The 25,327-nt window shown below is 57.9% G+C and carries 20 protein-coding genes; 12 read left to right on the top strand and 8 right to left on the bottom strand.

The features are described from left to right. Window positions 1–38 precede the first annotated feature (38 nt). From E9954_RS06400 to E9954_RS06380, 5 genes are all read left to right on the top strand, one after another. Window positions 39–1,358 carry a replication-associated recombination protein A gene (locus tag E9954_RS06400; protein ID WP_136078385.1) on the top strand — a complete coding sequence of 440 codons (1,320 nt, stop codon included), beginning with the start codon at window positions 39–41 and terminating at the stop codon, window positions 1,356–1,358. Further along, on the top strand, window positions 1,355–1,924 hold the full coding sequence (locus tag E9954_RS06395) for a 5-formyltetrahydrofolate cyclo-ligase (RefSeq protein WP_136078384.1): 570 nt from the start codon (window positions 1,355–1,357) through the stop codon (window positions 1,922–1,924). Before E9954_RS06400 ends, E9954_RS06395 begins: the two co-directional genes overlap by 4 nt. Window positions 1,925–2,049: 125 nt before the next feature. After that, window positions 2,050–3,612 carry a ribonuclease Y gene (rny, locus tag E9954_RS06390; RefSeq protein ID WP_136078383.1) on the top strand — a complete coding sequence of 521 codons (1,563 nt, stop codon included), beginning with the start codon at window positions 2,050–2,052 and terminating at the stop codon, window positions 3,610–3,612. Window positions 3,613–3,622: 10 nt separating this feature from the next. Next, entirely contained in the window at window positions 3,623–4,252 is a 630-nt protein-coding gene (gene upp / locus E9954_RS06385) for a uracil phosphoribosyltransferase (RefSeq protein WP_136078382.1), read from the top strand. A gap of 23 nt (window positions 4,253–4,275) precedes the next feature. After that, window positions 4,276–4,716 (top strand): superoxide dismutase [Ni], encoded by a 441-nt coding sequence (locus tag E9954_RS06380; RefSeq protein WP_136078381.1) that lies wholly within the window; start codon window positions 4,276–4,278, stop codon window positions 4,714–4,716. Between the two features lie 2 nt (window positions 4,717–4,718). On the opposite strand, the gene E9954_RS06375 is transcribed toward E9954_RS06380, so the two are convergent. Further along, entirely contained in the window at window positions 4,719–5,207 is a 489-nt protein-coding gene (locus E9954_RS06375; protein ID WP_136078380.1) for a YraN family protein, read from the bottom strand. A 4-nt stretch (window positions 5,208–5,211) separates the two neighbouring features. Next, window positions 5,212–6,654 carry a glycogen synthase GlgA gene (glgA, locus tag E9954_RS06370; protein WP_136078379.1) on the bottom strand — a complete coding sequence of 481 codons (1,443 nt, stop codon included), beginning with the start codon at window positions 6,652–6,654 and terminating at the stop codon, window positions 5,212–5,214. 44 nt (window positions 6,655–6,698) lie between these two features. Between glgA and E9954_RS06365 the strand changes: the two genes are divergently transcribed. Next, the gene (locus E9954_RS06365) at window positions 6,699–8,933 is read left to right on the top strand and encodes a ribonuclease R family protein (RefSeq protein WP_168442027.1); all 2,235 of its coding nucleotides are present in this window, start codon (window positions 6,699–6,701) and stop codon (window positions 8,931–8,933) included. 51 nt (window positions 8,934–8,984) lie between these two features. Here the strand turns inward: E9954_RS06365 and E9954_RS06360 are convergent, their stop codons facing one another. Further along, on the bottom strand, window positions 8,985–9,365 hold the full coding sequence (locus tag E9954_RS06360) for a DUF721 domain-containing protein (RefSeq protein WP_168442026.1): 381 nt from the start codon (window positions 9,363–9,365) through the stop codon (window positions 8,985–8,987). Between the two features lie 62 nt (window positions 9,366–9,427). On the opposite strand from E9954_RS06360, the gene E9954_RS06355 reads away from it, so the two are divergent. Both E9954_RS06355 and E9954_RS06350 read left to right on the top strand, forming a co-directional pair. Further along, a complete protein-coding gene (locus E9954_RS06355) occupies window positions 9,428–10,399 on the top strand; it encodes a type I phosphomannose isomerase catalytic subunit (RefSeq protein ID WP_168442025.1) in 972 nt (323 codons plus the stop codon). Between the two features lie 70 nt (window positions 10,400–10,469). After that, entirely contained in the window at window positions 10,470–13,226 is a 2,757-nt protein-coding gene (locus E9954_RS06350) for a PAS domain-containing protein (RefSeq protein ID WP_136078375.1), read from the top strand. 23 nt (window positions 13,227–13,249) lie between these two features. Here the strand turns inward: E9954_RS06350 and E9954_RS06345 are convergent, their stop codons facing one another. Together E9954_RS06345 and pyrF are read right to left on the bottom strand one after the other, a co-directional pair. Then, window positions 13,250–14,050 carry a phosphoribosylformylglycinamidine synthase subunit PurQ gene (locus tag E9954_RS06345; protein WP_136078374.1) on the bottom strand — a complete coding sequence of 267 codons (801 nt, stop codon included), beginning with the start codon at window positions 14,048–14,050 and terminating at the stop codon, window positions 13,250–13,252. Between the two features lie 26 nt (window positions 14,051–14,076). Then, window positions 14,077–14,769 (bottom strand): orotidine-5'-phosphate decarboxylase, encoded by a 693-nt coding sequence (gene pyrF / locus E9954_RS06340; protein ID WP_136078373.1) that lies wholly within the window; start codon window positions 14,767–14,769, stop codon window positions 14,077–14,079. A gap of 200 nt (window positions 14,770–14,969) precedes the next feature. Here pyrF and E9954_RS06335 point away from each other — a divergent pair, with 200 nt between their 5' ends. Then, a complete protein-coding gene (locus tag E9954_RS06335) occupies window positions 14,970–16,124 on the top strand; it encodes a hypothetical protein (protein ID WP_168442024.1) in 1,155 nt (384 codons plus the stop codon). Window positions 16,125–16,159: 35 nt separating this feature from the next. Here the strand turns inward: E9954_RS06335 and E9954_RS06330 are convergent, their stop codons facing one another. Both E9954_RS06330 and E9954_RS06325 read right to left on the bottom strand, forming a co-directional pair. Beyond that, window positions 16,160–17,893: a sugar phosphorylase gene (locus E9954_RS06330; protein ID WP_136078371.1), complete on the bottom strand. Its 1,734-nt coding sequence runs from the start codon at window positions 17,891–17,893 to the stop codon at window positions 16,160–16,162. Next, on the bottom strand, window positions 17,890–19,152 hold the full coding sequence (locus E9954_RS06325; protein WP_136078370.1) for a glycosyltransferase family 4 protein: 1,263 nt from the start codon (window positions 19,150–19,152) through the stop codon (window positions 17,890–17,892). The genes E9954_RS06330 and E9954_RS06325 overlap by 4 nt, the downstream gene beginning before the upstream one ends. 159 nt (window positions 19,153–19,311) lie before the next feature. On the opposite strand from E9954_RS06325, the gene E9954_RS06320 reads away from it, so the two are divergent. The 3 genes from E9954_RS06320 (at window position 19,312) to E9954_RS06310 (ending at window position 22,983) form a co-directional block, all read left to right on the top strand. Continuing rightward, on the top strand, window positions 19,312–20,493 hold the full coding sequence (locus E9954_RS06320; RefSeq protein ID WP_136078369.1) for a peptidase dimerization domain-containing protein: 1,182 nt from the start codon (window positions 19,312–19,314) through the stop codon (window positions 20,491–20,493). Continuing rightward, a complete protein-coding gene (locus E9954_RS06315; RefSeq protein WP_136078368.1) occupies window positions 20,480–21,454 on the top strand; it encodes a glucosyl-3-phosphoglycerate synthase in 975 nt (324 codons plus the stop codon). Before E9954_RS06320 ends, E9954_RS06315 begins: the two co-directional genes overlap by 14 nt. Window positions 21,455–21,540: 86 nt before the next feature. Beyond that, entirely contained in the window at window positions 21,541–22,983 is a 1,443-nt protein-coding gene (locus E9954_RS06310; RefSeq protein WP_136078367.1) for a glycosyltransferase family 4 protein, read from the top strand. A gap of 72 nt (window positions 22,984–23,055) precedes the next feature. Here the strand turns inward: E9954_RS06310 and E9954_RS06305 are convergent, their stop codons facing one another. Beyond that, complete coding sequence (locus E9954_RS06305) at window positions 23,056–25,314, bottom strand: ATP cone domain-containing protein (RefSeq protein WP_136078366.1); 2,259 nt, start codon at window positions 25,312–25,314, stop codon at window positions 23,056–23,058. Window positions 25,315–25,327 lie beyond the last annotated feature (13 nt).

Raw genomic sequence — 25,327 nt, 5'->3', positions numbered from 1 at the left:
GCACTTCCATTCCTCCGAACAAGCGTTATCTTACACGGATGGATTTATTCAACGGCCAATCCGAAAAACCCAAAGTGAAGGCAGGCGCGGGGACTGCGCCGCTGGCGGCACGCATGCGCCCCAGGACGTTGGACCAAATCATTGGGCAGGACCATATTCTGGGCGACAAAAAACTGCTTCGTCGCGCAATCGAAGCCGATCGCATCAGCAGCATCATCCTGTATGGGCCACCGGGATGCGGCAAAACCACTCTGGCCGAAGTGATTGCAAAAACCACCGACCGCCGCTTCGAACGCACCAGCGGCGTATTGGCCAATGTCGCCATCCTTCGCAAAATCCTGGAAGGCGCCAGCCACTGGAAAAAAATGAATGGGCAGGACACGATCCTGTTCATCGACGAAATCCACCGCTTCAACAAATCGCAACAGGATGTGCTGCTGCCCTATGTCGAAAACGGCGACATCATCATGATCGGCGCCACCACGCACAACCCCTTCTTTTTCATCAACACCCCGCTGAACTCCCGTTCCCAGATCTTCCAGCTGCAACCGCTTTCGGAGCCATCGATTGTCAAGGTGCTCGAACGGGCACTCGTTGCGCCGACCGGTCTCAACGGGTTGGTAACCGCTGACGCGGAAGCCCTCGAACACCTGGCTGCGGTTTGCGAAGGCGATGCACGCCGTTCGCTCAATGCATTGGAGATTGCCGCCCTCACCACGCCACCCGATGACCAAGGCATGGTTCACCTCACCCGCCATGAGATCGAGGAATCCGTCCAGAAAAAGGCCGTCAACTACGACCACGACGAGGACGAGCACTACGACACCATCTCCGCCTTCATCAAAAGCGTCCGCGGCTCCGATCCGAATGCGGCGGTCTACTGGCTGGCCAAAATGCTTTATGCGGGAGAAGATCCGCGGTTTATCGCGCGCCGGCTGATCATCCTTGCATCCGAAGACATCGGCAATGCCGATCCACGCGGCATCACGCTGGCGGTATCCGCCATGCAGGCCGTCGAATTCATCGGCATGCCCGAAGCCCGCATCACCCTGTCGCAAGCCACAACCTATCTCGCTTGCGCCCCGAAGAGCAACGCCGCCTACCTGGCCATCAACCAGGCGCTTAACGATGTGGAAAACGGCCGCACCCTGCCTGTCCCAAAATATCTTCAGAGCGGCCCGAAGCCCGACAAGGGCGATGTGAAATACCAGTATGCCCACAACGGAGAAGGCCACTTCGTCGACCAGGAATATATCCCGACCGACAAGGTCTACTACGAACCGTCCAACCAAGGCTACGAAGACACCATTCGCAAGCGGATTGAATACTGGAACTCGCTGAGAAAGAAAAAGCCTTGATCACAAAACATCAGCTTCGCCGCGAAATGACGGCCCGGCGCAAGGCGCTGGATCCACGCTGGGTGGCGGACGCCAGCGGTCGGATCGTGGAATGCATCCTGTCGCTGGAAGCCTTTAGGGTCGCGGAATCGGTGGCGTTCTACAAGGCCATCGGAGGGGAGGTCATTCTTGAACCGCTTTTTTCCGAATGCTGGAAGCTTCGGAAACGAACCTGTATTCCGACATTTAACCCTGACCTTAAAATCTATGAAATGGCGGAAATTACCGCAGCGACCCATTTTGAAAGCGGCCACTACGGGATCCATGAGCCCATCGGCGTTGAGCTGGTTTCCGTTGAAGAAATCGACCTGATGGTGGTTCCGGGGGTCGCTTTCGACCCGAAAGGTAACCGATTGGGGCGTGGCGGGGGCTACTATGACCGACTGCTCGATGGATTTCCCGGAATTTCCGTGGCGGTGGCCTTCGACTTCCAGGTTTTTGATGAAATTCCGCACACCGCGCACGACATTCCGGTCAACTTCGTGGTTACTGAGACGAAAATAGTCGAAGTTCAAAACGAACATTAGACAAAGCACTGTGTCACAGTATAGATTGTGTTTTCAAAATAAGGGGATCGTGCCGCCCATATGATGCGTCTTCACTGCATCGGGCTTTCCATGGGGCGCGTTCCAACATGAAACGGAGGTTCACCATGGATTTCACGGATTACAGCGGATATGAGTTGATACTCAGCATCGGCTTTCTGGTGCTCGGATTCTTTTTCCACGCCTACATCACGAAAACGAATGCCATTGCCGCGAGCAAACAGTCCAAAGCCATCTTGACCGAAGCCCAAAAAGAGGCCGATGTTATCCGGCGCGAAGCGAAAGTCCAGGCCAAGGATGCCATCCTACGGGCCCGCGAAAACTCGGAGCGCGACCTGACCGCCCAGCGCAAGGATATCCTGGATCTGGAAAAGCGCGTGGTCGAGCGCGAAAAAACGCTGTCCAGCAAGCTCGACATGCTCAACACCAAGGAAGTGCAGCTGACGGGACGCATGACCGAAATCAGTGAGCACAAGGAAAAACTTATTGGCCAGCAGCAGGAACTCAAAAAGCTGATTGCCGAAGAAACCAGCCGCATCGAGGATGCCGCCGCGCTCTCCAAGGAGGAGGCGCGAAAAACCATCATGAAGCGGATGGAGGACGAATTGCAGGCGGAGGCCAATGGCCTGGTTAGGCACGTACAGAAAGTCGCCAAGGAAGACGCCAAGAAAATCGCCCGCGAAATCATCGCCACCGCCATTCAGCGCTATGCGGCAGAGACCGTCTGCGACCTCACCACCAGCTCCGTATCGCTGGAAAGCGACGACATCAAGGGACGCATCATCGGTAAGGAAGGGCGTAACATTAAGTCGTTCGAATCCGAAACCGGCGTCAACGTGCTGATCGACGAAACCCCCGAGGTGGTCGTGCTGTCGTCATACGATCCCATCCGGCGCGAGGTGGCGCGGGTTGCCTTGGAGCGCTTGGTCGAAGACGGTCGCATCCATCCCGCCCGAATCGAGGAAACCGTGGCCAAGGTACGCCAGGAAATCGACGAAACCATCCGCCACGCCGGCGAGACAGCCCTCTTTGGCCTGGGACTCACCGGGGTTGCCCCGGAATTGGTTCACACCCTGGGCAAGCTCAAGTTCCGCACCAGCTATAAGCAGAACGTGCTCGACCATTCCATCGAAACCGCGCACATCATGGCGCTCATGGCCACCGAAATGGGGCTCGATGCCAAGATCGCCAAGCGCATCGGCATATTCCACGATATCGGAAAAGCAATTGATCATGAAGCGGAAGGCGGCCATGCCGTCTTGGGGGCAAACCTGCTGCGCAAATACGGCGAAGACCGGATTGTCTACAATGCGGTCGGTTCGCACCACGAAGACATGGAACGCGAGAGCGTCTACGCGGTGCTCTGCGATGCCGCCGATGCGCTCACCGCCGCCAGGCCGGGCGCACGGATGGAGGCCACCGACCTGTATATCCAGCGGCTGGAAAAGATCGAGGAAATCGCCAACCAATATGCCGGGGTCAAAAGCAGTTATGCCGTCCAGGCCGGCCGGGAAATCCGCATCATGGTCGAACCGAAAAAATTCAACGACCACGGCACCTCGCTGCTGGCTAAGAACATTGCCAAGCAAATCGGAAACGAAGTCAAGATTCCGGGCACCGTTCGCGTAACGGTCATCCGCGAAACCCGTTGTGTCGAATATGCAAAATAGGAGCGTCCCCATGGGCAAGGTAGTCGAACTTAAACATCCGCTTGTGAAACACCACTTGGCCTCCTTGCGCAACAAACACACGCCGCCGCATGCCTTCCGCGACCTGGTGCGGCGCCTGACCCTTCTCTTGACCTACGAAGCAACGGCAAAACTTCCGTTGCAACCGGTCGAAGTTGAAACCCCCATCATGAAAACCGAATGCCAGGAACTGGGCGCCCGGGTTGGGCTGGTTCCGATTCTCCGGGCCGGGCTGGGCATGTCGGAGGCGGTGCAGGACTTGATTCCCCAGGCCGAGGTTTGGCATCTGGGCTTCTATCGCGACGAAGCCACCCTGCAACCGGTTGAGTATTACCAAAAGTTTTCCGAGCACCCCCCGGAGTTGGCCCTGGTGCTCGACCCCATGCTGGCCACCGGCGGTTCCGCTTGCGAAGGAATTGAAATGGTTAAACGCTGGGGCGTCCAGCATGTCTCCATGCTGTGTGTCATTGCAGCACCCGAGGGAATCGAAAAGGTTAGGGAGGCCCATCCCGATGTGGATATTTTCGCCTGCGCCATTGACGACCACCTCAATGAAAATGCATACATTGTCCCGGGCCTAGGCGACGCGGGCGACCGCATTTTCAACACACTCAAACGATAACCCCCAACAGAAGGAGCAAACCCATGAGAAAAACAGCCGCATATCTGACCATTATGGTCTTGCTTTCAGCCGTCACGATCACGATGGTGCAGGCTCACTGCCAGATCCCCTGCGGGATCTACGATGACCAGATGCGCATCCACATGATGGAAGAGCATGTGACCACCATTGAAAAATCAATGAAGCAGATCGAGGCCGGGCAAAGCCAGAACCAAACGGTTCGATGGGTCAACAACAAGGAAAAACATGCCGACGAGCTGACGGAAATCGTGACCTACTATTTCCTCGCCCAGCGCATCAAACCCGACATGGACCACTACGAGGAAAACCTCAAGGTGCTGCATCAGATCATCGTCTATTCCATGAAGGCCAAGCAGACGACCGATCTGGCAAACGTGGAAAAACTAAAGGGACTCCTGCACGAACTCGAGCACACCTACTTCGGCGAAAAACACCAGCACTAATCCTACCACCACAGCTTATAGCTTGAATTGAGCTGGAAGGCGTTTTCGATGTGCCGGATTTCCGGCGCATCGCCGTCCGGCTCGCCGATGACCTCGACCACATCAAACCGGATATAGTCCGGTTTGATTTTTTTCTTTTTGAGGTAGGCGACTGCAGCACGGGAAAGGCGTTTTTTCTTTTCCGTATTCACGGCGGAAAACGGTCGGCCATACGTCTCGTTTTTCCGGGTCTTCACCTCGACAAAAACCAAGGCCGGCGCATCTTCGGCAATAATGTCGATCTCATCGTGCTTGCCCACGCGGACGCGCTCGCCGACGATTTTCCACCCCTTGGATTTCAAGAGCCTTGCTGCTTGTTGCTCACCCCATCGTCCGCTTTTCAAATGCGCCGCTTCACTGACGGGTTTCCTCAGCAAATCTTTAATTCGACCGCGAAGACGCAAAGACGCAAAGAAAAATCTTCCTTTGCTTCTTTGCGTCTTCGCGGTCATAAACCTATTGCTTCAGGATTTTTTCGTAGAGGGCGATGTAGTCCTTGGCCATGTGGACGACGGAAAAGTCCTGCTTCATGGCGCGTTTCATCAGCGTTTTCCAGCGTCCGGGATCGTGGTAGACCCTCAGGGCGCGCTCCAGGCATTCGACGTAGGCCTCCACCCGGTAGCCGTGGAACTTGAAACCGGTTCCGCCCTTTTGACTATAATCGACCACCGAGTCCTCGAGTCCGCCGACCCCGTGAACGAGCGGGATGGTCCCATAGCGCATGCTGTACAACTGGTTCTGCCCGCACGGTTCGAACTCGGAAGGCATCATGAAAATATCGGAGCCGGCCTCGATGCAGTGCGCTTTTTCGAATGAAAACTCGATGCAGCAGTGGACTTGTTCTGGGTGGCGCTCGGCCAACGTGCGAAACGCCTCTTCATAGCGATCATCCCCCGTGCCCAGCAAAACAAACTGCGCGCCGGTTGCGAGGACCTGGTCGAAGGCCCCGAGCAAAAGATCAATGCCTTTTTGCGGCACCAGACGGGTGATGATGCCCAGTAGCGGAATCCGCGGATCAACCTTGAACCCGCAGTCCTGCTGCACGCTTTCCTTGCACGTGGCTTTGCCGGAGAGATCGGATGCGGAATAGTTGGCTGGAATATATGGGTCTGTTTCTGGATTCCACCGGTTGTAGTCGATCCCGTTGAGAATGCCGTGGAGCACGGATTGGCGGTGATAGAGCACCCCGTTGAGCCGGCATCCAAATTCCGGTGTCTTGATTTCCTCGGCATAGGTTGGACTCACCGCATTAATGGCCGTCGCCGCGACGAGCCCGCCCTTGAGCGTGTTGATCTCGCCGAAGAACTCCAGCGTATGCATGGTGTAGCAACTATCCGGCAGGTTGGTCATATAGAACTTTTCCGCCGGGGCCCAGCCCTGGTGCGCCAGGTTATGGACGGTCATCAGCGTCTTTTCGCACCCATTGCGGAAATGGCCGTCGATGCCATGGTGGAGCAGCATGGGAACCAGTCCCGCCTGCCAGTCGTTGCAATGCACGAGGTCGGGTTTCATACCCCATTCATCGATCAACCGAACCACGGCTTTCTGGAAAAAGAGAAAACGCTCGAAGTTGTCGGCGTAGCCATGGTCTTCCGTGCCATAGATTCCCGGACGCTGGAAAAATTCATGGCAATGGATGAAGTAGGTCGTCACGCCTTCGTATGCCTCCTGCATCCAGACCCGCCCCTGGAACCAGGCGTGCCCCAGCGGTATGTGCAACTCCACATCGCACTTTTTCAAGCGATACTTCTCGCGATCGATATCCTGGTAGAGCGGTATCATGCGGATGACTTCAACACCCTGTTTCGCCAATGCCTTCGGCAAAGACGCCAAAACATCTCCTAGACCGCCAGTCGATGCGAATGGTACTATTTCACTGCTTACAAAAATTACTTTCATGCGATTCCATTAACAAGTTGCGTGCCACAATAAAGGAACCACCGATGAGCTTCGACACCCAAATCCTCCAATTTATATCCGCCCCCGGCTACCGCCCCATGAAACAGCACGAGCTGGCCCGGGCGCTCAATATCGTTTCCAAGGGACAGCGCTCCGATTTTCGCCACGATCTCTACGCCCTCGAAGACGCCGGCAAGATCGTCCGCCTCCGCAAGAACCGCTGGGGGTTGCCGCAGGCCGGCAACGAGGTGGTCGGCACCCTCAAAATGATGGCCAAAGGCGGCGCCATCTTTATCCCCGACACCGAGGGCGAGTCCGAAATCTATGTTTCCGACCGCAACTGCGGCGTTGCCCTGCCCGATGACAAGGTGGCGATCGAAGTGTTCCACTCCGAATACGCCGAGCGCCAGCGCGAGCGGCGCGGCCAGACCGACCTGCGCGCCGAGGGCCGGGTTGCCAAGGTGATTGAACGGGCAACCGAGCAAACCGTCGGCCTGCTCAAGAAAACGCCATACTATTCCTACATCATTCCCGATGCCCCCGGCTTCCGGCACGATGTCCGGATCGAAGACACGCGGAATATTCCCGAAAACCACAAGGTACTCGTCAAACTCAACGACTGGATCGATCCCTATAAACCCCTCACGGGTTCCATCCTCGAAGACCTCGGCGAAAAATCCGCCCCCGGCGTGGATGTGGACAGCCTGCTCGCCGACGCCGGCATCCGCGAGGAATTCCCGGAAAACGTAGTGGCCGAAGCCAATGCGCTCTCGGGCGAGGTTACCCCCGATAAAATGGAAGGCCGTACCGACCTGCGCGATGCCGTCACCTTCACGATCGACCCCGAAACCGCGAAGGACTACGACGATGCCGTATCGCTCGAACCCCACCCCGACGGCGGTTGGACGCTCGGCGTGCATATTGCCGATGTCTCCACCTATGTCAGGCCTGGCTCGCTGATCGACAAGGAGGCCTTCAAGCGCGGCAACAGCATCTACCTGGTCGACCGCGCCGTCATGATGCTGCCGAAGGAGCTGACCACCAAAGTCTGCAGCCTTAATCCCGAAAACGACCATCTCTCCCATACCGCCGAAATCCATTTGAGCGAGGACGGCGCCATGCTCGGCTACAAAACCTACCCGTCCGTCATCCATTCCAAGGCGAGGCTGACCTACACCCAGGTGCAACGGTTCATCGATGGGGAACACGACCACGGGATTCCCGACTTGGTTCTCCACCGCCTGGAAAACCTTTGGCCGCTCGTGCAAAAAGTGCGCGCGTTGCGCGTCGCCAACGGCTCGGTCGAAATCAACACCCCGGAGATCGAAATCAAGCTCAACGAGCAGGGCAGGATCGAAAAAATGATGCCGCGTTCCGAGTCGAAAGAGGCCTACGGACTGATCGAAGACTGCATGCTGCTGACCAACCGGGCCGTGGCCGAAATCCTGATCGCCGCCGAAAAGCCCGCCATCTACCGCGTACACGAGGAACCGGACGACGAACAATGGGCCGCCATGGGCATGGAGCTGCAGGCGCTTGGCATCCCCGCCCTGCCGCAGACGCGGCAGGAGATCAACCAGGCCGTCAAGCTGGCGGCGGGCACGGCGGTTGAATATACCGCCAACCTCGCCATCCTGCGCAACTTCAAGCGCGCCGAATATTCCGCCACCCAGGTCGGCCACTTCGGACTCGCGTTCGACGACTACACCCACTTCACCTCCCCCATCCGCCGCTATCCCGACCTGCTCGTGCACCGCATGCTGAAGGCGGTTGAACTAGGGCAGGAATTCGGCATGGCCGCCGACAAGATCGAGCTGATTGCCATGCACTGCAACGAGACCGAAAAGAAGGCCGACGAGCTGGAGCGCAAGAGCACCGAAACCAAACGGATCGAATACTATTCCGAAACCATGAACACGTCGCCCACCGCCACCTTCAAGGGCTACATCGTTGCCATCAAGGGCAAGGGCATGATTGTCGAACTGCCCGACTCGCTCCAGCGCGGCATGGTCACCTTCGCCTCCATCACCTCCGACTGGCTCGTGGCCAACGAGCAGATGACCCAGGCGCAGACCAAGGCCGGGAAGGTCAAATTCACCATCGGCCAGGAGGTGGAAGTGGCGCTGGCCAAGGTCGATGCCGCCCGCGGCTTCATCGACTTCGTGATGGCCGACCAACTTTCCCAGCCCCGTCGCCGGGAGCGCCAGCCACGCATCGAACCCGACCTGAAGACCGGCAAGCCCCGCCTGCGAGGCAAGCATCGGCGAAGGAGGAAATAGTAGACGGCCAACCCAACCTGGCCGCCTGAAGGCGGGACTACATGCTTTTCCCTAATGCTGCAGCGAGAAGCGGAGGCCGCGGATGTTTAGTTCGCGGTAGTTGCCTTGGAGTTTTTGCAGAAGCATTCGTTTGATTCGTTCGAGCTCCGGTAGCCAACCGGGATGATCGACGAATACGTGCAACTGGTAATCCTTGATAAACCCGGGGGCGCAGTGCTTGGCAATCTGGGTTCCCACCAGTTTGGGCCAGGCCTCGCGTAAAATGCGCACATTGTCCTGAACGGGAACCTCGAAGCCCTCGACCACATCCTTGAGAATATCCGCCACGCTCTTAATGTCGCGCCGGGGCGCCATGGGCTTGTCGAGATGGTAGCGTATCTGGTCCAAGGCCCAACGGTCTTTGTTGATTCGGCTGTTGCGAGGTTGTTCCATGGGGCAATTGAGCCACATTCGAGGATTGATTCAAACCCAATTCCACCGTATTAATGCGCCCCATGAAAAACGATTTACTTTACCCCCTGACGTTCAAACCCGTCTACAAGGACTATCCTTGGGGCGGATCGCGCATCCCCGAAACCTACCACCGCAACGAGCCGGACGGCATCTATGCGGAATCGTGGGAAATCTCCGACCACGACGACGGCATGAGCGTGGTGGCCAACGGAGCATTGGCCGGAAAAACCATCCGTGAAATCCTGGAGGGCAATCCGCAGGGAATCATGGGAACGAAGGTGGCGGGCACCAAGTTTCCCCTGCTCATCAAACTGATTGACGCAAAGCAAAAGCTCAGCGTCCAGGTGCACCCGAACGATGCCACCGCGGCCGAATTCGGCGGCGAGGCCAAAACCGAAATGTGGTATATGCTCGGCGACAACCCGACCCAGGTCTATTGCGGTCTCAACGACGGTGTCACGAAAGAGGTTTTCGTGCAGGCGGTCGAGGACGGAACCAGCGGCGAAACCATGCGTGCCGTCCCGGTTGAAAAGAATAGCGCCATCTTCGTGCGCGGCGGCCGCGTGCATGCCATCGACGAAGGTTGCTTCATTCTCGAAATCCAGCAAAACTCCAACACCACCTACCGCATCTACGACTGGGGGCGGATGGGCAACGACGGCTCCCCGCGCGAGCTGCATATCGAACAGGCCATCAACGTCATTAACTGGAACGACCACGACAACCCGCTGGTCGAGCCAAAACCGCTGGTCGACACCGATACCTTCCAATGCTGGGAAGTCCTATCCTGCGAATATTTCCGCCTGGAAAAGCTGGCCTTCACGGCACCGCTCGAAATCCCGATGCAGCCCACCACCTTCCACGCGCTGTTTGTTTCCGAAGGCGAAGCAACCATCAGTTGGGAAAAAGAGAGCCTCGCGGCCCCGGCCGGCACCTCGATCCTGATCCCCGCCGCCCTCCCCGCCTACACGCTCGATGGCAACGCCACCGTGCTGCGCACCACCATTCCATAGCGCCCCCGGCTTTTCATTCCATTCAGCCATGGAAAACGCTACCATCCGGCCTTTGTTCAGGAGATAGGATTTGAATCTTTTCAAGGGCTGGAGAATACAGAGCGTGGTAGTGGTGGTCATGCTGGCCATTGTATTGCCGCTTTCCATCCTCGTCTCCCTCATCGACTTCCATCACCGCAAGGTGGACGAATTGATGGAAATCGATACCCGTCTGTTCAATGCCGCCACCTTTGCCGGGGCCATCCTCCCGCCTAACTACCACAACGATATCGAAGACGCCGCCTCCATCGGACCGGAGGTCTATCAGGGCATCGTCGCCCTCAACAACAGCCTCTGTGAACAACTCGGCCTGGAATATTTGTGGAGCCTGATGATGCTCGACGGCCAACTGGTTTTCACCAGTGCCACCTCCCCGGGGAAAGCCATCGAAAGCCAAGACCACGCCAAATTCCTGGAAGTCCACTCCAACCCCGAACTCTACGAGGAAGCGTTCCGGACCATGGAGCCCCAGTATCAGGACTCCATCGATAAATGGGGGAACATTCGCGCCGTACTCATCCCCCACTACGATGCCCGCGGCCGCAAATTCCTCATGGGCGCCAGCATGAAGCATTCGGACATCCAGGCCCTGATGCCCCCCATTCTGCGCGATGCCCTGGGCACGGCCATCGTGTTCCTGATCCCGGGCATCCTGATCAGCATCCTGATCTCCCGCGGGATTTCCCGGCCCATCTCCCAATTGGCCGCCTCGGCCGAAACCATCGGAAACGGTGAATATTTCAACCGCATCGACGTTGCCGGCCCCCATGAAATCAACGTGGTCGCCAACCAACTCGAAACCATGCGCAAGGCGATTCTTGAGAGCGTCAGCTCGCTGCACGCCAAGGTGGCCGACATGAGCGAGTTCAAGGAGACGCTCAATGCAAGCCCGATCCTAACCTTCAAGGTCAGGTTCGACGAAAACCTTACAACCGAGTTTATTTCCGACAACTATGCCATGCTGGGGTACGATGTCCGGGATCTGTGGTCGGGCACCGTGCCGTGGAAGTCGATCATGCCGGAAGAGGATGTCGAGCGCGCCGATCAAGCCACTGCAAAAGCCCTGGCATCCGATTCAGACCACTACCATCTGGAAACCCGCCTGATCTGGGCATCCGGGGAAGTCCACTGGTACATGGCCTGGAACGAGATCGTACGCGACGAACGAGGGAATCCGGAATTCATCCGCGGACTCTTGATGGACATCACGGAACTGAAAACCGCACAGGAACGTGATGAGTTGCACCAACAACAACTCGAAACCACCTTGGCGGAATTGCGTGGGTTCGAGCATATTGTCAACTCTAGCCCGATCATTGTCTACCGCCTGCGTTTCGAGCCGGAAGCCTGGCCGGTGGAGTTCATTTCCGAAAACGTGGGCCAACTCGGCTACGACCCCTCCAAACTTCTGTCGGGCGAAACAACATGGAACAGCATCAACCATCCCGAAGACATCCCCAAAGTCAATGATCTGCTCAGAAAGGTGATGGCGCGGGGCGAGACGACATTTAACCTGGAAAGCCGGATTCTCACGAAGGAGGGTGCAATCCGGCAGATGGAAAGCTGGAACCAGTTGATCACCGACGCATCCGGCAACATCACCCACATCCATGGGCTCTTCAAGGATGTCACCACCCTGAAAGATGCCCAGAGGAAGGAGGCCCTGCATCTGGAAAGGCTGAATGAAACACTGCGGGAACTCCAGGCTTTCGAGAAGATCGTGACCAGCAGCCCGGTCTTCACCTTCAAGCGCCGGATTGCGGAGGACTTCCCGACGGAACATATTTCACAAAACATATGCATCACCGGATACACCGCGGAAGATTTTCTCACCAACAACGTTCAATGGACAGACCTGATCCCGCCGGAAGACTACAGTCTCCTGGAACGAAAAGCCCTCCAATGCGCTGAAGCCGGCATCGACCACTACGAGGTTGGTTTCAGAATGGTCTGGAAGAACGGCGAGTCCCATTGGTACACCAGCTGGAACAGTGTTCTTCGGGATGAATCGGGCATCCCGACCCATGTCCAAGGGCTGGTCTCCGACATTTCCGATCTGAAAAACGCCCATGAACGGGACGTTGAATACCAGACCCGCCTCAAGGCCCTCGCCCAGGACCTGGTTCAGGTGGAGGATAACGAACGACGCCAACTCGCCATCGTCCTCCACGACGATATCGGCCAAATGCTGGCGGCGTTGAACATGAAGCTTACCGCCCTGAAAGAAACCTCCGAAAGAACACGAATCGACGACCTGGCCCAACAAGTGGATGTCCTGCTGCTCCGCATCATGAAAACGTGCAAAAGCCTGACCTGGGAAATCAGCCCAACGTCGCTCTACGAAACAAACATCGATGCCGGCATCGAGCGCTTGGCCGCCGATTTGAAAACCTTCTTTGGCCTTGAGGTCGAATGCCACACCGCAGGCATGCGCATTGAGGCGGACCGGGCAACCTCGGCGCTCATCTTCCGCTGCGCCAAGGAGCTGCTGGTGAATATTGCAAAGCATGCCGGAACAAACAAAGCGCAGATCGGCGTTTCGCAATATGGAAACAAATTCCACATGGTGGTTTCCGACCAAGGCAGCGGCCTTTGCCCGGAGGATTTGGAACATGGCTCCGGCAAAGGATTCGGCCTCTTCAGCATTCGCGAACGGCTTGAGCACATCAATGGCTCCATGCACGTGGAATCCGACCCCGGGAAAGGAACCAAGATTATGATGGTCATCCCCGTGGACATCGGCGACGAGCACAAAAAAAGCCCGCCGGAAAAGGTGCCGGCAGGCTAAATCAACGCATTGGCCAAACGCGCTTAATGGCGGTTCATGAAGTCGACCGCATTCGTGAACAACTTCAGGCCAAGGCCCTGCTCCGGCAGCTCGCCATCGAGTTTCTGCTTGTCCCAGTTCGGGTGGTTTTCCGGGAAGAGATAGGCTTCCGGATGCGGCATCATGCCGAAGATGCGTCCGGTCGGATCGGTTAGCCCGGCAATCGCATTGAGCGAGCCGTTCGGGTTTTCCGGAAACTCCTGCGTCGGCTCATTGCCGGCATCAACATAGCGCGCGGCAACGCAACCCAGCGCTTCGATCTTTTCAACCAGCCCGGCATCGAGGGTGAAAATTTTTCCCTCGCCGTGGCGGATCGGCAACGGCATCGTGCCGAGGCCCTTGGTAAACACGCACGGCGAAGCATCCTCGAACCGGATATCCACCCAGAAATTCTGGAAGGTGCCGCAGTCGTTCTGCATCAGCGAAACCGTCGGCTCGAAATAGTTCCCATCGAGTCCGGGCAGCAACCCCATCTTGGTCATCACCTGGAAACCATTGCAGATGCCCATGATCAACTTGCCGTCGTCGATGAACTGCTGCAACTGCGCCTGCATGTGGTGCTTCACCCGCAAGGCGAAGACGTGGCCACTGGTCATATGGTCGCCGTAGGAAAACCCGCCGATGAACATCATCGCCTGGTAGGTTTCCAGCCGCTCCGGATGGTCTAGCAAGTCGTTCAGGTGAACCAGCTCCGGCTCGGCGCCGGCCAGCTTCCACGCGTGGGCGCTCTCCGCCTCGCAGTTCACCCCGTATCCCGTAATAATCAAAACCTTTGGTTTGCTCATGTTCTCTGCTCCACTATTTTTTGTGGCTATCCATTCATATCGTTCAACATTGCGGTTGCGGCGGCGGTTGGATCTTCGGCCTGCACAATCGGACGACCGATCACCAGGTGCGTTGCTCCCTGCTCCACGGCGAACGACGGGGTTGCCACACGCTTTTGGTCGCCCACATCGCCTTCCGGCATACGGATGCCGGGCGTCACGAGGAGTGCATCCGGAAACGCATCGCGGAGCACCTTGGCTTCGTGCGCGCTGGTCACCATGCCATCGATGCCCGAGGAAATCGCCAGACGCCCCAGCTCAACGGCCTGCTCCGCAACCGTGCGGTTGATGCCCAGATCCTTGAAATCCTCCTGGCTGAGGCTCGTCAATGTGGTAACCGCCACCAACTTGGGCGGATGCTCGCATTCGGCGGCAGCCCGCGCGGCCTCCTCCAGCATGGCCCGTCCGCCAATGGCATGGACGGTCATCAGGTTCACGCCGTGTTCGGCGGCGGTTTTAACCGCATTTCCAACAGTCCGGGGAATATCGTGCAACTTCAGATCGAGAAAAATTTTCTTGCCCCGTTTTTTCAGCGGCTCCAGCACGGCCGGCCCCTCGGCACAGAAGAGTTCCAGCCCCACCTTGTACCACTCGATAAAATCGGGCATTTCACGGAGTTTAGCCTCCATTGCCTCTGCATTCGGCACATCCAGCGCCACGATCAAATCTGCCTTGTTCATCCAAATTTCCTTTCCGTTTTCCAATGGCCGCACAACCTAGCAAAAAACCGCCAAGCGCTGGAACCCATTACGCCGCATTTTTTTGCCCCACCCTCCCTAGGTATATCATCCAGCACCCACGATCGTGGGTGCTGGATGATATACCTAGGTTGTGTTCGCAGGCTTGAAGCTGGGAATTAAAGGAGGTAGAGTTTTTCATTATGAAAACGATAATATTTTACGTTTTGTGTGCATGGTCCCCCATGGTTGCCTGGGCAAGCCAGAACCGGGGTGTTTGGTTTTGGCATTCGGATACGAGTCCGTATGGCGCCGCGAACATTGTGGGTGTTTCCGCATTGGAAGCCCAAACGGTCGGGTTCCTTAAGGCGCGCGGCGTGAAGAGGATCTACGGCAGTTATAAAAACCGCTCGGTGGATGAACCTGCCGTGATTGCTTCATGGAACGACCGGTTGCACACGCATGGAATCTCTTCGCAAATCCTGTTTTCCGAACCGACATGGGTCGAGGTGGCCAGTCGCTCCAACCTGCTCGACACGATCAGCAGTCGCGTGGCCGACTTCAACAACGCGGTTGGCCGGCTCCCTTCCGAAAAATTCAAGGCGATCCACCTCGACCTGGAACCGCAGCAGCTGGCGGCCTGGGATGCCGGCGACGGGACCGTGAAACGAAACTACCTGACGCTCCTGCTCGACACCTACACGGAAGTCCGCGCCCACATGGATACGGTCGGTCTCGCAACCCTAGGGCTTTATGCCGACCTGCCGGTTTGGTACGACAAGCTCCCGGCCGATGGAGGTAGCGTCGGATGGGCCGACACGGCGGACCGCGACAATTGGTATGCGGCCATCGGCGTTCCCCTCTCCGGCGTATCCATGATGGCATTTGAGCGGGATACGTTCTCGAGCATCGACAATGCGGTGGCCTACGAACGGGCAAACATTCCGGGGGCAACCGTCCGCACCGCCATCCAGGCCGATGTCGGCGCGGGCGAGACCTGGCCGGTGATTGCCGACTTCAAGTCCATGATGGATACGCTTGAAACCGCTTATGGATTCAGTGGCGCAACCGACATTGAAAACTATCGCTTGTGGCGCGAGGTTGTCGCGGCGCAGCCCATCACGGCGCTTGCGGCAAACTTTGCTCCCTATGCGCTGGACGGGGATATCGGGTTCGAGGTCAACACCGGCGGCACCTACGTGGTGCAGTTCAGCCAGAACCTTTGCAACTGGGCGGAGCTCCAACGCGTGCGCACCCCTCGCCCGGGAACGACGACCACCAACCTGCCGGTGGACATCACCAGCAAACAGGGGTTTTTCAAGGTCTACCGGTTCGAGGATTTCCAGACGGAACCTTAACCGCAGGAACACGGCGCGGGGACCGTGCTACATAGTTACAATTGCAGCCAGACCGTCTGGTAGGCATCGAACGGGATGACCTTGCCATCGCCCATGTAGCGGCGGCCGCTGAGGAGATCCGAACAGGCGGCGGCCCGATTGAGGCGGTAGAGCCGGTCATCGACTTTTAGTTCCCGGTATTGGTCCGTGAAGTTGCTGATGCAGATGATCCGCTGCTCCTTCCATTCGCGTTCGACGGCAAACCACTCGGAGCCGAGGTTGATGATGTTCTGTGCGGCGTCCGGATGGAAAACCTTGTGTTGCGCACGGCACTGGAGGCGGCGGACATATTCCTTCATGATGCGCGCCGGGTGCGAATGCGGATCCGACAGCACGTTTTCCAACTCGCCCTCGTTCCACTTGAGCCGGTTGATGGTTCGGGCACGTCCGGTTTCCTCCACCCCCGCATAGTTGTTGCGCGTGCCGGTGAGGCTGTGGAAATAGACCGCGGGCACGCCGCGCAGCTCCATGGCCACCGTTTGCGAGCAGAGAAAACGGGCCATGTGGGCGTCGGTTACCGATTCGGGATGATCCCCGAGGGCATCGAAGTAGGTGATGTTCAGTTCGTAGGGGCTTTCGGAGCCATCCGGATTGGCCTTGGTGGAAACATGGCCGCCCAACGATTTGACGCGATCCGCCAGCTTCATCAATTCCTCGTTCGGGACGATCCCCTGCAACGGGCGAACCCCGATGCCATCGTGCGAGGCGGTGAAATTGAAGTAGGTGCATTTTTCGGGCAGCTCGTTGAGCGAGGCCGCCCAGTTGGTGAGGTAGGTCGCGTCGCCGTTCATCAAGCCATGAAGCAAGAGCGGCGGCAGGCTGAATTGATAGACCATATGGGCTTCGTCGCCCTTGCCGAAATAGGAAATATTTTCCTCGTGCGGCACATTGGTTTCCGTGAGCAGCACCACGTCCGGCGCCACCATGTCGAGCAGGTCGCGCATGAGCTTCACCACTTCGTGCGTCTGCTTGAGGTGGATGCAGCTGGTGCCGATCTGTTTCCACAGATAGGCGATGGCATCGAGGCGAATGATGGTTGCTCCGGTGGAAATATAGAACAGCAGGATGTCGAGGAATTCGAACAACACATCCGGATTGGCGAAGTTCAAATCCATCTGGTCGTCGCTGAAGGTGGTCCAGACATGCGTGTCGCCATGCCGCGTTTGCACGGGGGTGAGCAAGGGGAGCGCGCGCGGGCGCGTTACTCCGGAAAGGTCGTTTTCGGGATCGGCTTCGATGAAGAAATCGCGGAATGGAGCAATGTCGGCAACATAGTCGGCAAACCACTTGCTTTTGCGGGAGCAGTGGTTGAGCACCAGGTCGTACATCAGCCGGAAGCCATGCCCGAGTTCCTGGACATCCTTCCACGAGCCCAGATCGGGATCCACCACCCGGTAGTTGATGACGGAAAAACCGTCGTCGGAGGAGTACGGGCAAAACGGCAGGATGTGAACCGTGTCGATGGCCCCGCCGAGGTATTGATCGGCAAAGCGCTTGAGCACGGCCAGCGGCGCCTCGCCTTCCTGTTGAACCATGTCGCCGTAGGTGATGAGGACGGAGGAGGTTTCGTCCCAAAGCGGCGCCTCGCTGTAGCCTTCCAAGCCGACGCCATAGCGGCCGATCAACGCCACCATCCGCTCCAGCAGATGTTCGACTTCGCCGGGGCCGTAGAGCCGGTTGAAACGCTTGCGCATCCGCTCGATCGCGTGGATATCGAGATTCTTGATCATGTTTCCAGTCCCCTGACGTTGGTGATGAGTGTGCGCAGGCTGCGGCGCAGTACCGAATAACTGAAGAAGCGGTTGGCCACGGCATAGTTGTGCTCGACCGTGACCCGGCGGTAGTTCTCGTCCTCCAGCAGCCGACGGACATCGTCGATCACTTGCTTGGTGAGATAACCGTCCATCAACGGTACACGGAAGCCCTTCGGCTCGATGTCGCGCGCGAAGATCGAATAGCGGTTGATCAGGATCGGCAACTTGAAGTAGACCGCTTCGAGAAAGGCGTTGCCGAATCCTTCGTAAAGGCTTGGATAGGTTACGAAATCGACGAAGGGATAGAGATCCCACAGCGTATACATTTTCTTGCCCGCCGAATTTTTCTGCCGGATCTCTCCGATGCGGTCGTCGATGATGCGCAGATCGACACCGGAGTCGTGCGCCAGTTCTTCGAGCATATGCTGATATTCGTAGCCCTCATCCCCCCCCGCATGCGAAATGACCAGCTTCATCCTGGGGTCGTCCAAGGTTTCGAGCAGCTTGATCGAATGCTCGATGCCCTTGCGCGGAACAATGCGCGTTGGCTGCAGGATCAGGATATCGTCCTCCGCAAAGCCGAGGTCGGCGCGCAGCCCCTGGGTATAGGCGTCCGGCTGGGGCGGTGGGGTTTCGAAATCGAAGACATTGGGAATGAGCTCGGAGGAGAGCCCCTTGCGCCACGACAACTCTTCCCGCGCCGCCTGGTTGATGACGACATGCTGCAGCAGGTCGTCGCGCGGCGGGAAGGCCATATCGAGAAAGTCCGGCACGCCGTTCACCGAAAAGCGGACGCGCTCCCAATAGAAGTCGTGGTGGTGCGCAATGGAGGGGATACGGGTCTCCGCAAGGAACTCGGTAATGGCCACGCCGAGTGGCACGTGCATGGGGATCGTCAGCGCATTCTGGAACACCAGGATGCGGAGGTCGTAGCGGTTGACAAACTCGTAGAGCGTGGTTTTGAGATATTCCGCCATGTCGCGGATGCGGCGGCTGACGATTGGATCGCGGAACGACTTTCCCCAGATGCGTTCGTTGAGCCAAATGTTTTCGGGATGCTCGAAATGGGCCTCGGGAACGCAGTAGCTCACTTCGGGAGCACGGTCCAGCCGACCGGCATACCAAAAACTCCGGAACTCATGGTCCCACAGCACCTTCGCCCACTTCGCGCTCTCCAGCGAAACCCCATCGGTACCCGCAAAACGCGTTGAAACAAATCCAATATTTTCGCTCATGCCACCTCGTCAATTCTTGCGTTAAAGCATAGCGGGCACCTTCGGCATGGGAAGTACTTTTTTATTTTATTAACTTCTCGCATAAATTTACGGACTCGCCATTTGCCATCGCCCCCTCCTCTGCTAGACTTCCACGCAACATCATAACCAAGGATTTGCATGAAAACAAAATTCAGCAACATCGATGAGATCCTGAAGCAGTTGCCGAAGCTTCCGGAAAAGCTAGCAGGCATCCAGGAGACGCTACTCGCCAACCTGATCATGCTCAGCGAAATTCCCGCCCCCACCTTCGAGGAAGCCGCCCGGGTTGAACTCCTGCTCCAACGCATGGTCGAATGCGGACTCCACAACGTCTCGATCGACGAAGCCGGCAATGGCGTTGGAATCATTCCGGGCAAGAATGCCAAACGCAACATCCTGCTCGTTGCCCATGCCGACTCGGTCTACTCCGGCAAGGTCGACCATGCCTTGAGCGTACTGGCCGACGAAATCGTCGGGCCGGGCGTTGCCGACAACAGCCTCGGCATGGCCGTGCTCGCCACGCTGCCCAACATACTGGAGATGCTGGAGATCAAGTTGGACGCCAACCTGGTTTTGCTTAGCAGCACCAAAGGGCTCGGCCGCGGCAACCTCGACGGCCTGCGCTTTTTCATGGACAACAACAAGCTGCCGTTCGAGGCCGGCATTTGCGTTGAAGGCGAAAAGCTCGGGCGTTTGAGCTATGCTGCCGAAGGCATGTTCCGCGGCCACATCGCCTGCAGGATCCCCGAGGAACTCGACTGGCAGCGCGCCGGACAAAACAGCGCCATCATCGCGCTCAACGACGTGATCAACCGCATGCTTGAAATCCCGATCCCGCGCCGCCCGCGCACCTCGATTGTCTTCGGTGCCGTTCGCGGCGGCAAGAGCTACAACGTGATGGCCACCCGCTCAACCCTGCGCTTCGAGGTGCGGAGCGAGGACGCCGGCATGGTGCAATCCATCCGCGAACGCGTGGAGGATATCATTGCCGATGCGGCGGCATCGCATAATGCCGAGTTTGAGTTCATCGTGGTTTCCTCGCGCGAACCGGGGGGCATCGATGTCGGCCATCCGCTGGTCAAAAATTGCCGGCAGGTCATGGAAACCCTCGGCGTCCAGCCCACCATCCGACCGAGCATGTCGGAGGTTTCCGAACTGATTGCGCGCGGTTTGCCGGCGGTCACCATCGGCATCACCGAGGCCAGCAACCTGCACGACCTCAACGAAACCATTCGCATCAAACCCATCTACACCGGCCTGGCGCAATTGCTCGCCATGCTGCTCGCCATCGACGGAGGATTTTGCAATGAACCTGAATGATTGGATCAAGAACAACACCATCCACCACTCCCAGTTCTGGGACTTGAAAAAGCTCGTGGAGGAAAAGGAAAAACAAAACCTCAAAATCTCGCTCTGCCTGCCGACGCTCAACGAAGAAAAGACGATCGGCAAGGAAATCGTGATGTTCAAGTCGGAGCTGATGGATCGCTATCCGCTGCTCGACGAGATTGCCGTGATCGACTCCGGCTCGACCGACAACACGCGCGAGATCGCCAAGACCTTCGGTGCGGACGTCTATCTTTCCGCCGACATCCTGCCCCAATACGGGGAGAAAAAAGGCAAGGGCGAAAACCTTTGGAAAGCGGTCTACGAGCTGACCGGCGACATTATCGTCTACGTGGATGCCGACATTAAAAACATTCACCCGCGCTTTGCCTACGGCCTGGTTGCGCCGCTCATCTACCGCCCGGAAGTGCACTACGTGAAAGCGTTCTACGACCGTCCGCTGGCCTTCTCGCAAGGCGTCCGCCCCTCCGGCGGGGGCCGCGTAACGGAAATCCTGACGCGCCCGTTGTTCTCGCTCTTCTTCCCCGACCTGACGGGTCTGGTGCAGCCGCTGTCCGGCGAATATGCCGTCCGGCGCGAAGTGCTCGAAGCCATTCCTTTCCCGATCGGCTACGGCGTGGAAACCTCGCACCTGATCGATGTCTATGAAAAGTGGGGCATGGAGGCCATTGCCCAGGTCGATCTCGACCAGCGCGTCCACCGCAACCAGGAAACCCGCGACCTCGGTAAAATGGCGTTCGGCATCCTGCGCGCGTTCCTTTTCCGAGCCGAAGCCTTCGGTGTCATCGGGAAACTTCCGGAGCTCAGTACCGTGCTGAAACAGTTCCAGGCGCACGACGAAGAGTTCGAACAGGTTTCCCACACCATCGTCGAAGAGGAACGCCCGCCCATGATCGAGCTTCCCGAATACCGCGAAAAATTCGGGATTGAATAATTCTTAACCACAAAGGCACGAAGGACACCAAGAAACCCCTTTGAGTTCTTCGCGTCTTGAGCGAGCCTGCGAGCGGGTGGTTTAAAATGAGAAAACTGGCAGTAGCAATAATTCACTATCACCTAAGGCCCGGCGGGGTAACGCGGGTGGTTGAGCGGGCGGTTGAATCGCTCAACGATGAGGTCGACGTGCTTTGCCTGACCGGCGAGGCGCCCGCCCCCGGCGCTGAACTCACCCCGATCACGGAACCGTACGAAGCCCTGGCCTATTCGGAAAACTCCGTGCTGGATTCGGGCAAGCTGGCCGAAGACCTCCGCTTCACCGCCCGCAGCCTGCTGGGGCGCGATCCGGACGTCTGGCACATCCACAACCATTCGCTCGGTAAAAACAGCTTTACACCGCAGCTCGTTTGGCATCTGGCCAAGGCGGGGTGCCGCCTATTGCTGCAACCGCACGACTTTGCCGAGGATGGCCGACCGGAAAACTACCGGCTATTGAAAGAACAACTCGGCAACGAACTCGACGCGATGCTTTATCCCACCGCCGACCATGTCTGGTATGCGCCAATCAACTATCGCGACAAATCGTTTCTGGAAGACATCGGCCTTCCGAATGTGCACGAACTGCCGAATGCGGTTACCCAACATGCGGGGCAGGCTTTCCAGCCTGCCCTGGGCAGACAAGAATGTCTGCCCCACATAAAGACCATCGTCTATCCCGCGCGCGCCATCCGCCGGAAAAACATGGGCGAGTTCCTGCTATGGAGCCTGCTCGCTCCGGAGGGCTACCTGTTCCAAAGCACCCTGGCCCCGCAAAACCCGAAATGGCAGGGCCACTACAAGGGATGGGAGGCGCTGGCCGAGGAGCTGAACCTGCCCGTTGAATTCGACGCCGGACGCAAGCACGACTTTGGCGAACTGATCCGCAATGCGGAAGCGTTGATGACCACCAGCATCCAGGAGGGGTTTGGCTTGGCGTTCCTCGAACCGTGGCTCGAAGGCAAGATGCTCATCGGACGCAAGCTCCCCGAAATCACCACCGACTTCGAACAAGAAGGCCTCGACCTTTCATCCCTTTACGACGCCCTCCCCATCCCCCTCGAATGGGCGGGCGAAAAGGCATTCCACACCGCGCTGGAAACAGCGATGCGCGCCAGCGCCGAAGCCTATTCAAAGATGTGGGTTCCGGAAACGTTGGATGAGGCCAAGGCGGCCTTGGTTATCGACGGGAAAGTCGATTTCGGCGTATTGGACGAGGAACTTCAGCAAAACGTCATCCGGCATCTGGTTGCGCATCCCGAAGACCGGAAGCAGCTACCCCCTTTCGCCCCCTCGCCCAATCTCCCGCTCATCGAACGCAACCGCCAGGTTGCGCTCGATCAATACAGCCTGGATGCCTACGGCGAGCGCCTGCTTGGCCTCTATCGCGCCCTGGCCGCCACACAACCGGGGGACGTCGGTTCGGCCGATGCCTCCGCCCTGCTCGACCGGTTCCAGCAACCGCAACGGTTCAATTTGCTAAGAACGTAGACGAAGCTTCGTCTACGAAAAAACGCGCCGCCGGCGAACCGGCGACGCGCAGGGTGTGTTTGGGGTTGGTCGTTAAACGAGTTCGCAGGCACCACCGGCGCAGGCGATTTCGCCTTGCAGGTTGGTTTCGTCTTCCTCTTCCCGCATGAGGGTGTAGTCGACCGGCTTGAACTTGGAGATGAGCTCGTTCCACAGGGTTTCGTCCTGGGCGGTGATCACCTCTTCGTGCGGGGCCTGCTGGTAGATCTTGTCGCCGCCGGCCGCGAGCATGCTGATGCCGGTGAAGTCGGCGCGGTTTTCCCAGATGTAGTCCGCCACCCGATCCCATTCGTCATCGCGAACGGTCAGCGTGTTGGATACGTTATGGTAGAGGCCAGGATTCATCTCGGGGCGGGCGGTGCCGGGCACGACCCAGTTCTGCTGGGTGGAGTGCACATATTTCAGCAGATCCATGGCCGACATTTCCGAACGCAAAATGGCTTCTTCCGGCGCCTCGACGCAGAAGGTGATGACATCGTCGGTCTTGTTGGCGCTCCAAACGGACTCCTCGCACATGTGCGGGTTGGTTTCGTTGAAGTGTTTGTATACCGGATCGGTTTTGTTGGCCTGTGCGCGGCGGAAATAGCGGCGCGAGTGGCGCGGATGGATTCCGGAGGCCGTTCCGAGCAGCAACGATGTGGATCCCGCAGGCTTGACGCACGTTAAACGGGCGGCGGGTTCGGTGCCGATCTTCAGCGTGATCTCGCGGTTCACCTCGATGGCGTATTCCGCCATTTTCTTCTGCAGCACCGGATCCAGTGTAATGGCCGGCGAGTCCATCATGCCGGTAATGGAAACCCCCAGCAACGCCTCGCGACGGCAAAGCTTTTCCGTGGTTTCGCCGAGATACGGGAAGGTGGTGTAGCCCGCCTGCAGGGTGCCGATGATGGTGGCGGCGCGAACCGCCGTGCGGAAATCCGCTTCGCTCAAGAGGCGGGAACCGTTGATTTCCGTCAGGTTGCAGAACTGCCAACCGGATTCGATCGTTACATTGCCCTGGTCGTCCTTGACCTCCAGGTGCGGGTTGAGCCCAATCTCGCAGCACGGGTTGCAGCCATGCGACAGATCGTTTGCAAAATAGAAACCGGGTTCGCCCCACTCCTTCTGTTTCTGGAACACCCGCAGGAACTGGGCCTTGGAGGTTTCGTTGCGAATGAGCTTCACCGAGTTGTTGGAGCGCCCGCGCTGCGGATTGCTTTCGAACCAGTTGCCGCGCTTGGCATTCATCATTTCCCCGTCGTCCTGGGAGAACAGGCAGATGGTGGCGGAACGGCGGACACCGCCGGCAATCACCGCATCGGCGGCATGCATCATGATATCGTAGGCCTCGATCGGCTTGAGCTTGCGGCCCAGGGCGCTGTCGAGAATCACGCGGGCGCGTTCGAGGGCTCGGCGCAACGGAACGTGACCGGGAGCGCGGCCCCCCGAGGTGCTTAGCGGAGCACCGCGCGGACGGATCTTGGAATAGTTGAACTCCACCAGATAGCCTTCGATGTAGCTATCGATCAGGGCCTGCATGGCATCGGCCCAGCCTTCGATCGTGTCGGCGATATTGAAGTGGACCACGGAACCTTCGTCGACCGAAGAGGCAATCGGCGGCAGTTTTTCAACGTGCTCGAACTCGACGCTGAAACCGACGCCGGTTCCGCACAGCAGCAGGTAAAGGCCTTCGGCGAAGAATTGCGGGCGGTCGCAAATCCCGAAGGTGCAGTTGTACATGCGGGCATGGTTGGTTTCGATGGCCTTGCCCCCGAACTGCATGGAGCGCATAGAGGGCAGGCAACGTTTTTCCAGCACCTGGTCGAATGCCCAGTGAATATCCTCTTCCGCGGCGGGGAACTGGCGCAGGTGCATATCGCGAACACGGGCAACGGCCTCCGGGAAGGTTTCGCGGCGGCCGAGATCCTTCATATAGCGGGCATAACGGCTGACGAGCATGTAGTCCTGGATGGCGGATGCATCCGGACGCAGGCGTTGGTTGCGGGCTTGCTTGTGCTCTTCGCGATAGAGGATGTAGGCCTTGGCCACTTCGTAGAGACCGGCCCCCATGAGCTGCTGCTCGACCAGGTCCTGGATGTGCTCCACATCGATTTCCTTCGTGCCGCGGTGCTGGTAGCCCTTGATGATATTGTCGAGTTTGGCGGTGATGTCGCGGACGATCGTCACCAGATGTTGTGGTACGTCATCATCCACCTGCACTGCGTTCCTAACGGCCTTTTCGATGGCCCTGTAGATTTTGGATTCGTCGTAATCCACCGTAGCCGTATCTCGTTTCTTTACCTTTATTGCCATGGATTTGCCCCTT

Origin of the sequence: Pontiella desulfatans (assembly GCF_900890425.1) — a bacterium.
GTDB lineage: Bacteria > Verrucomicrobiota > Kiritimatiellia > Kiritimatiellales > Pontiellaceae > Pontiella > Pontiella desulfatans.
The sequence above is the reverse complement of the archived record's forward strand: the minus strand, read 5'-3'. Positions and strand labels throughout refer to the sequence as shown.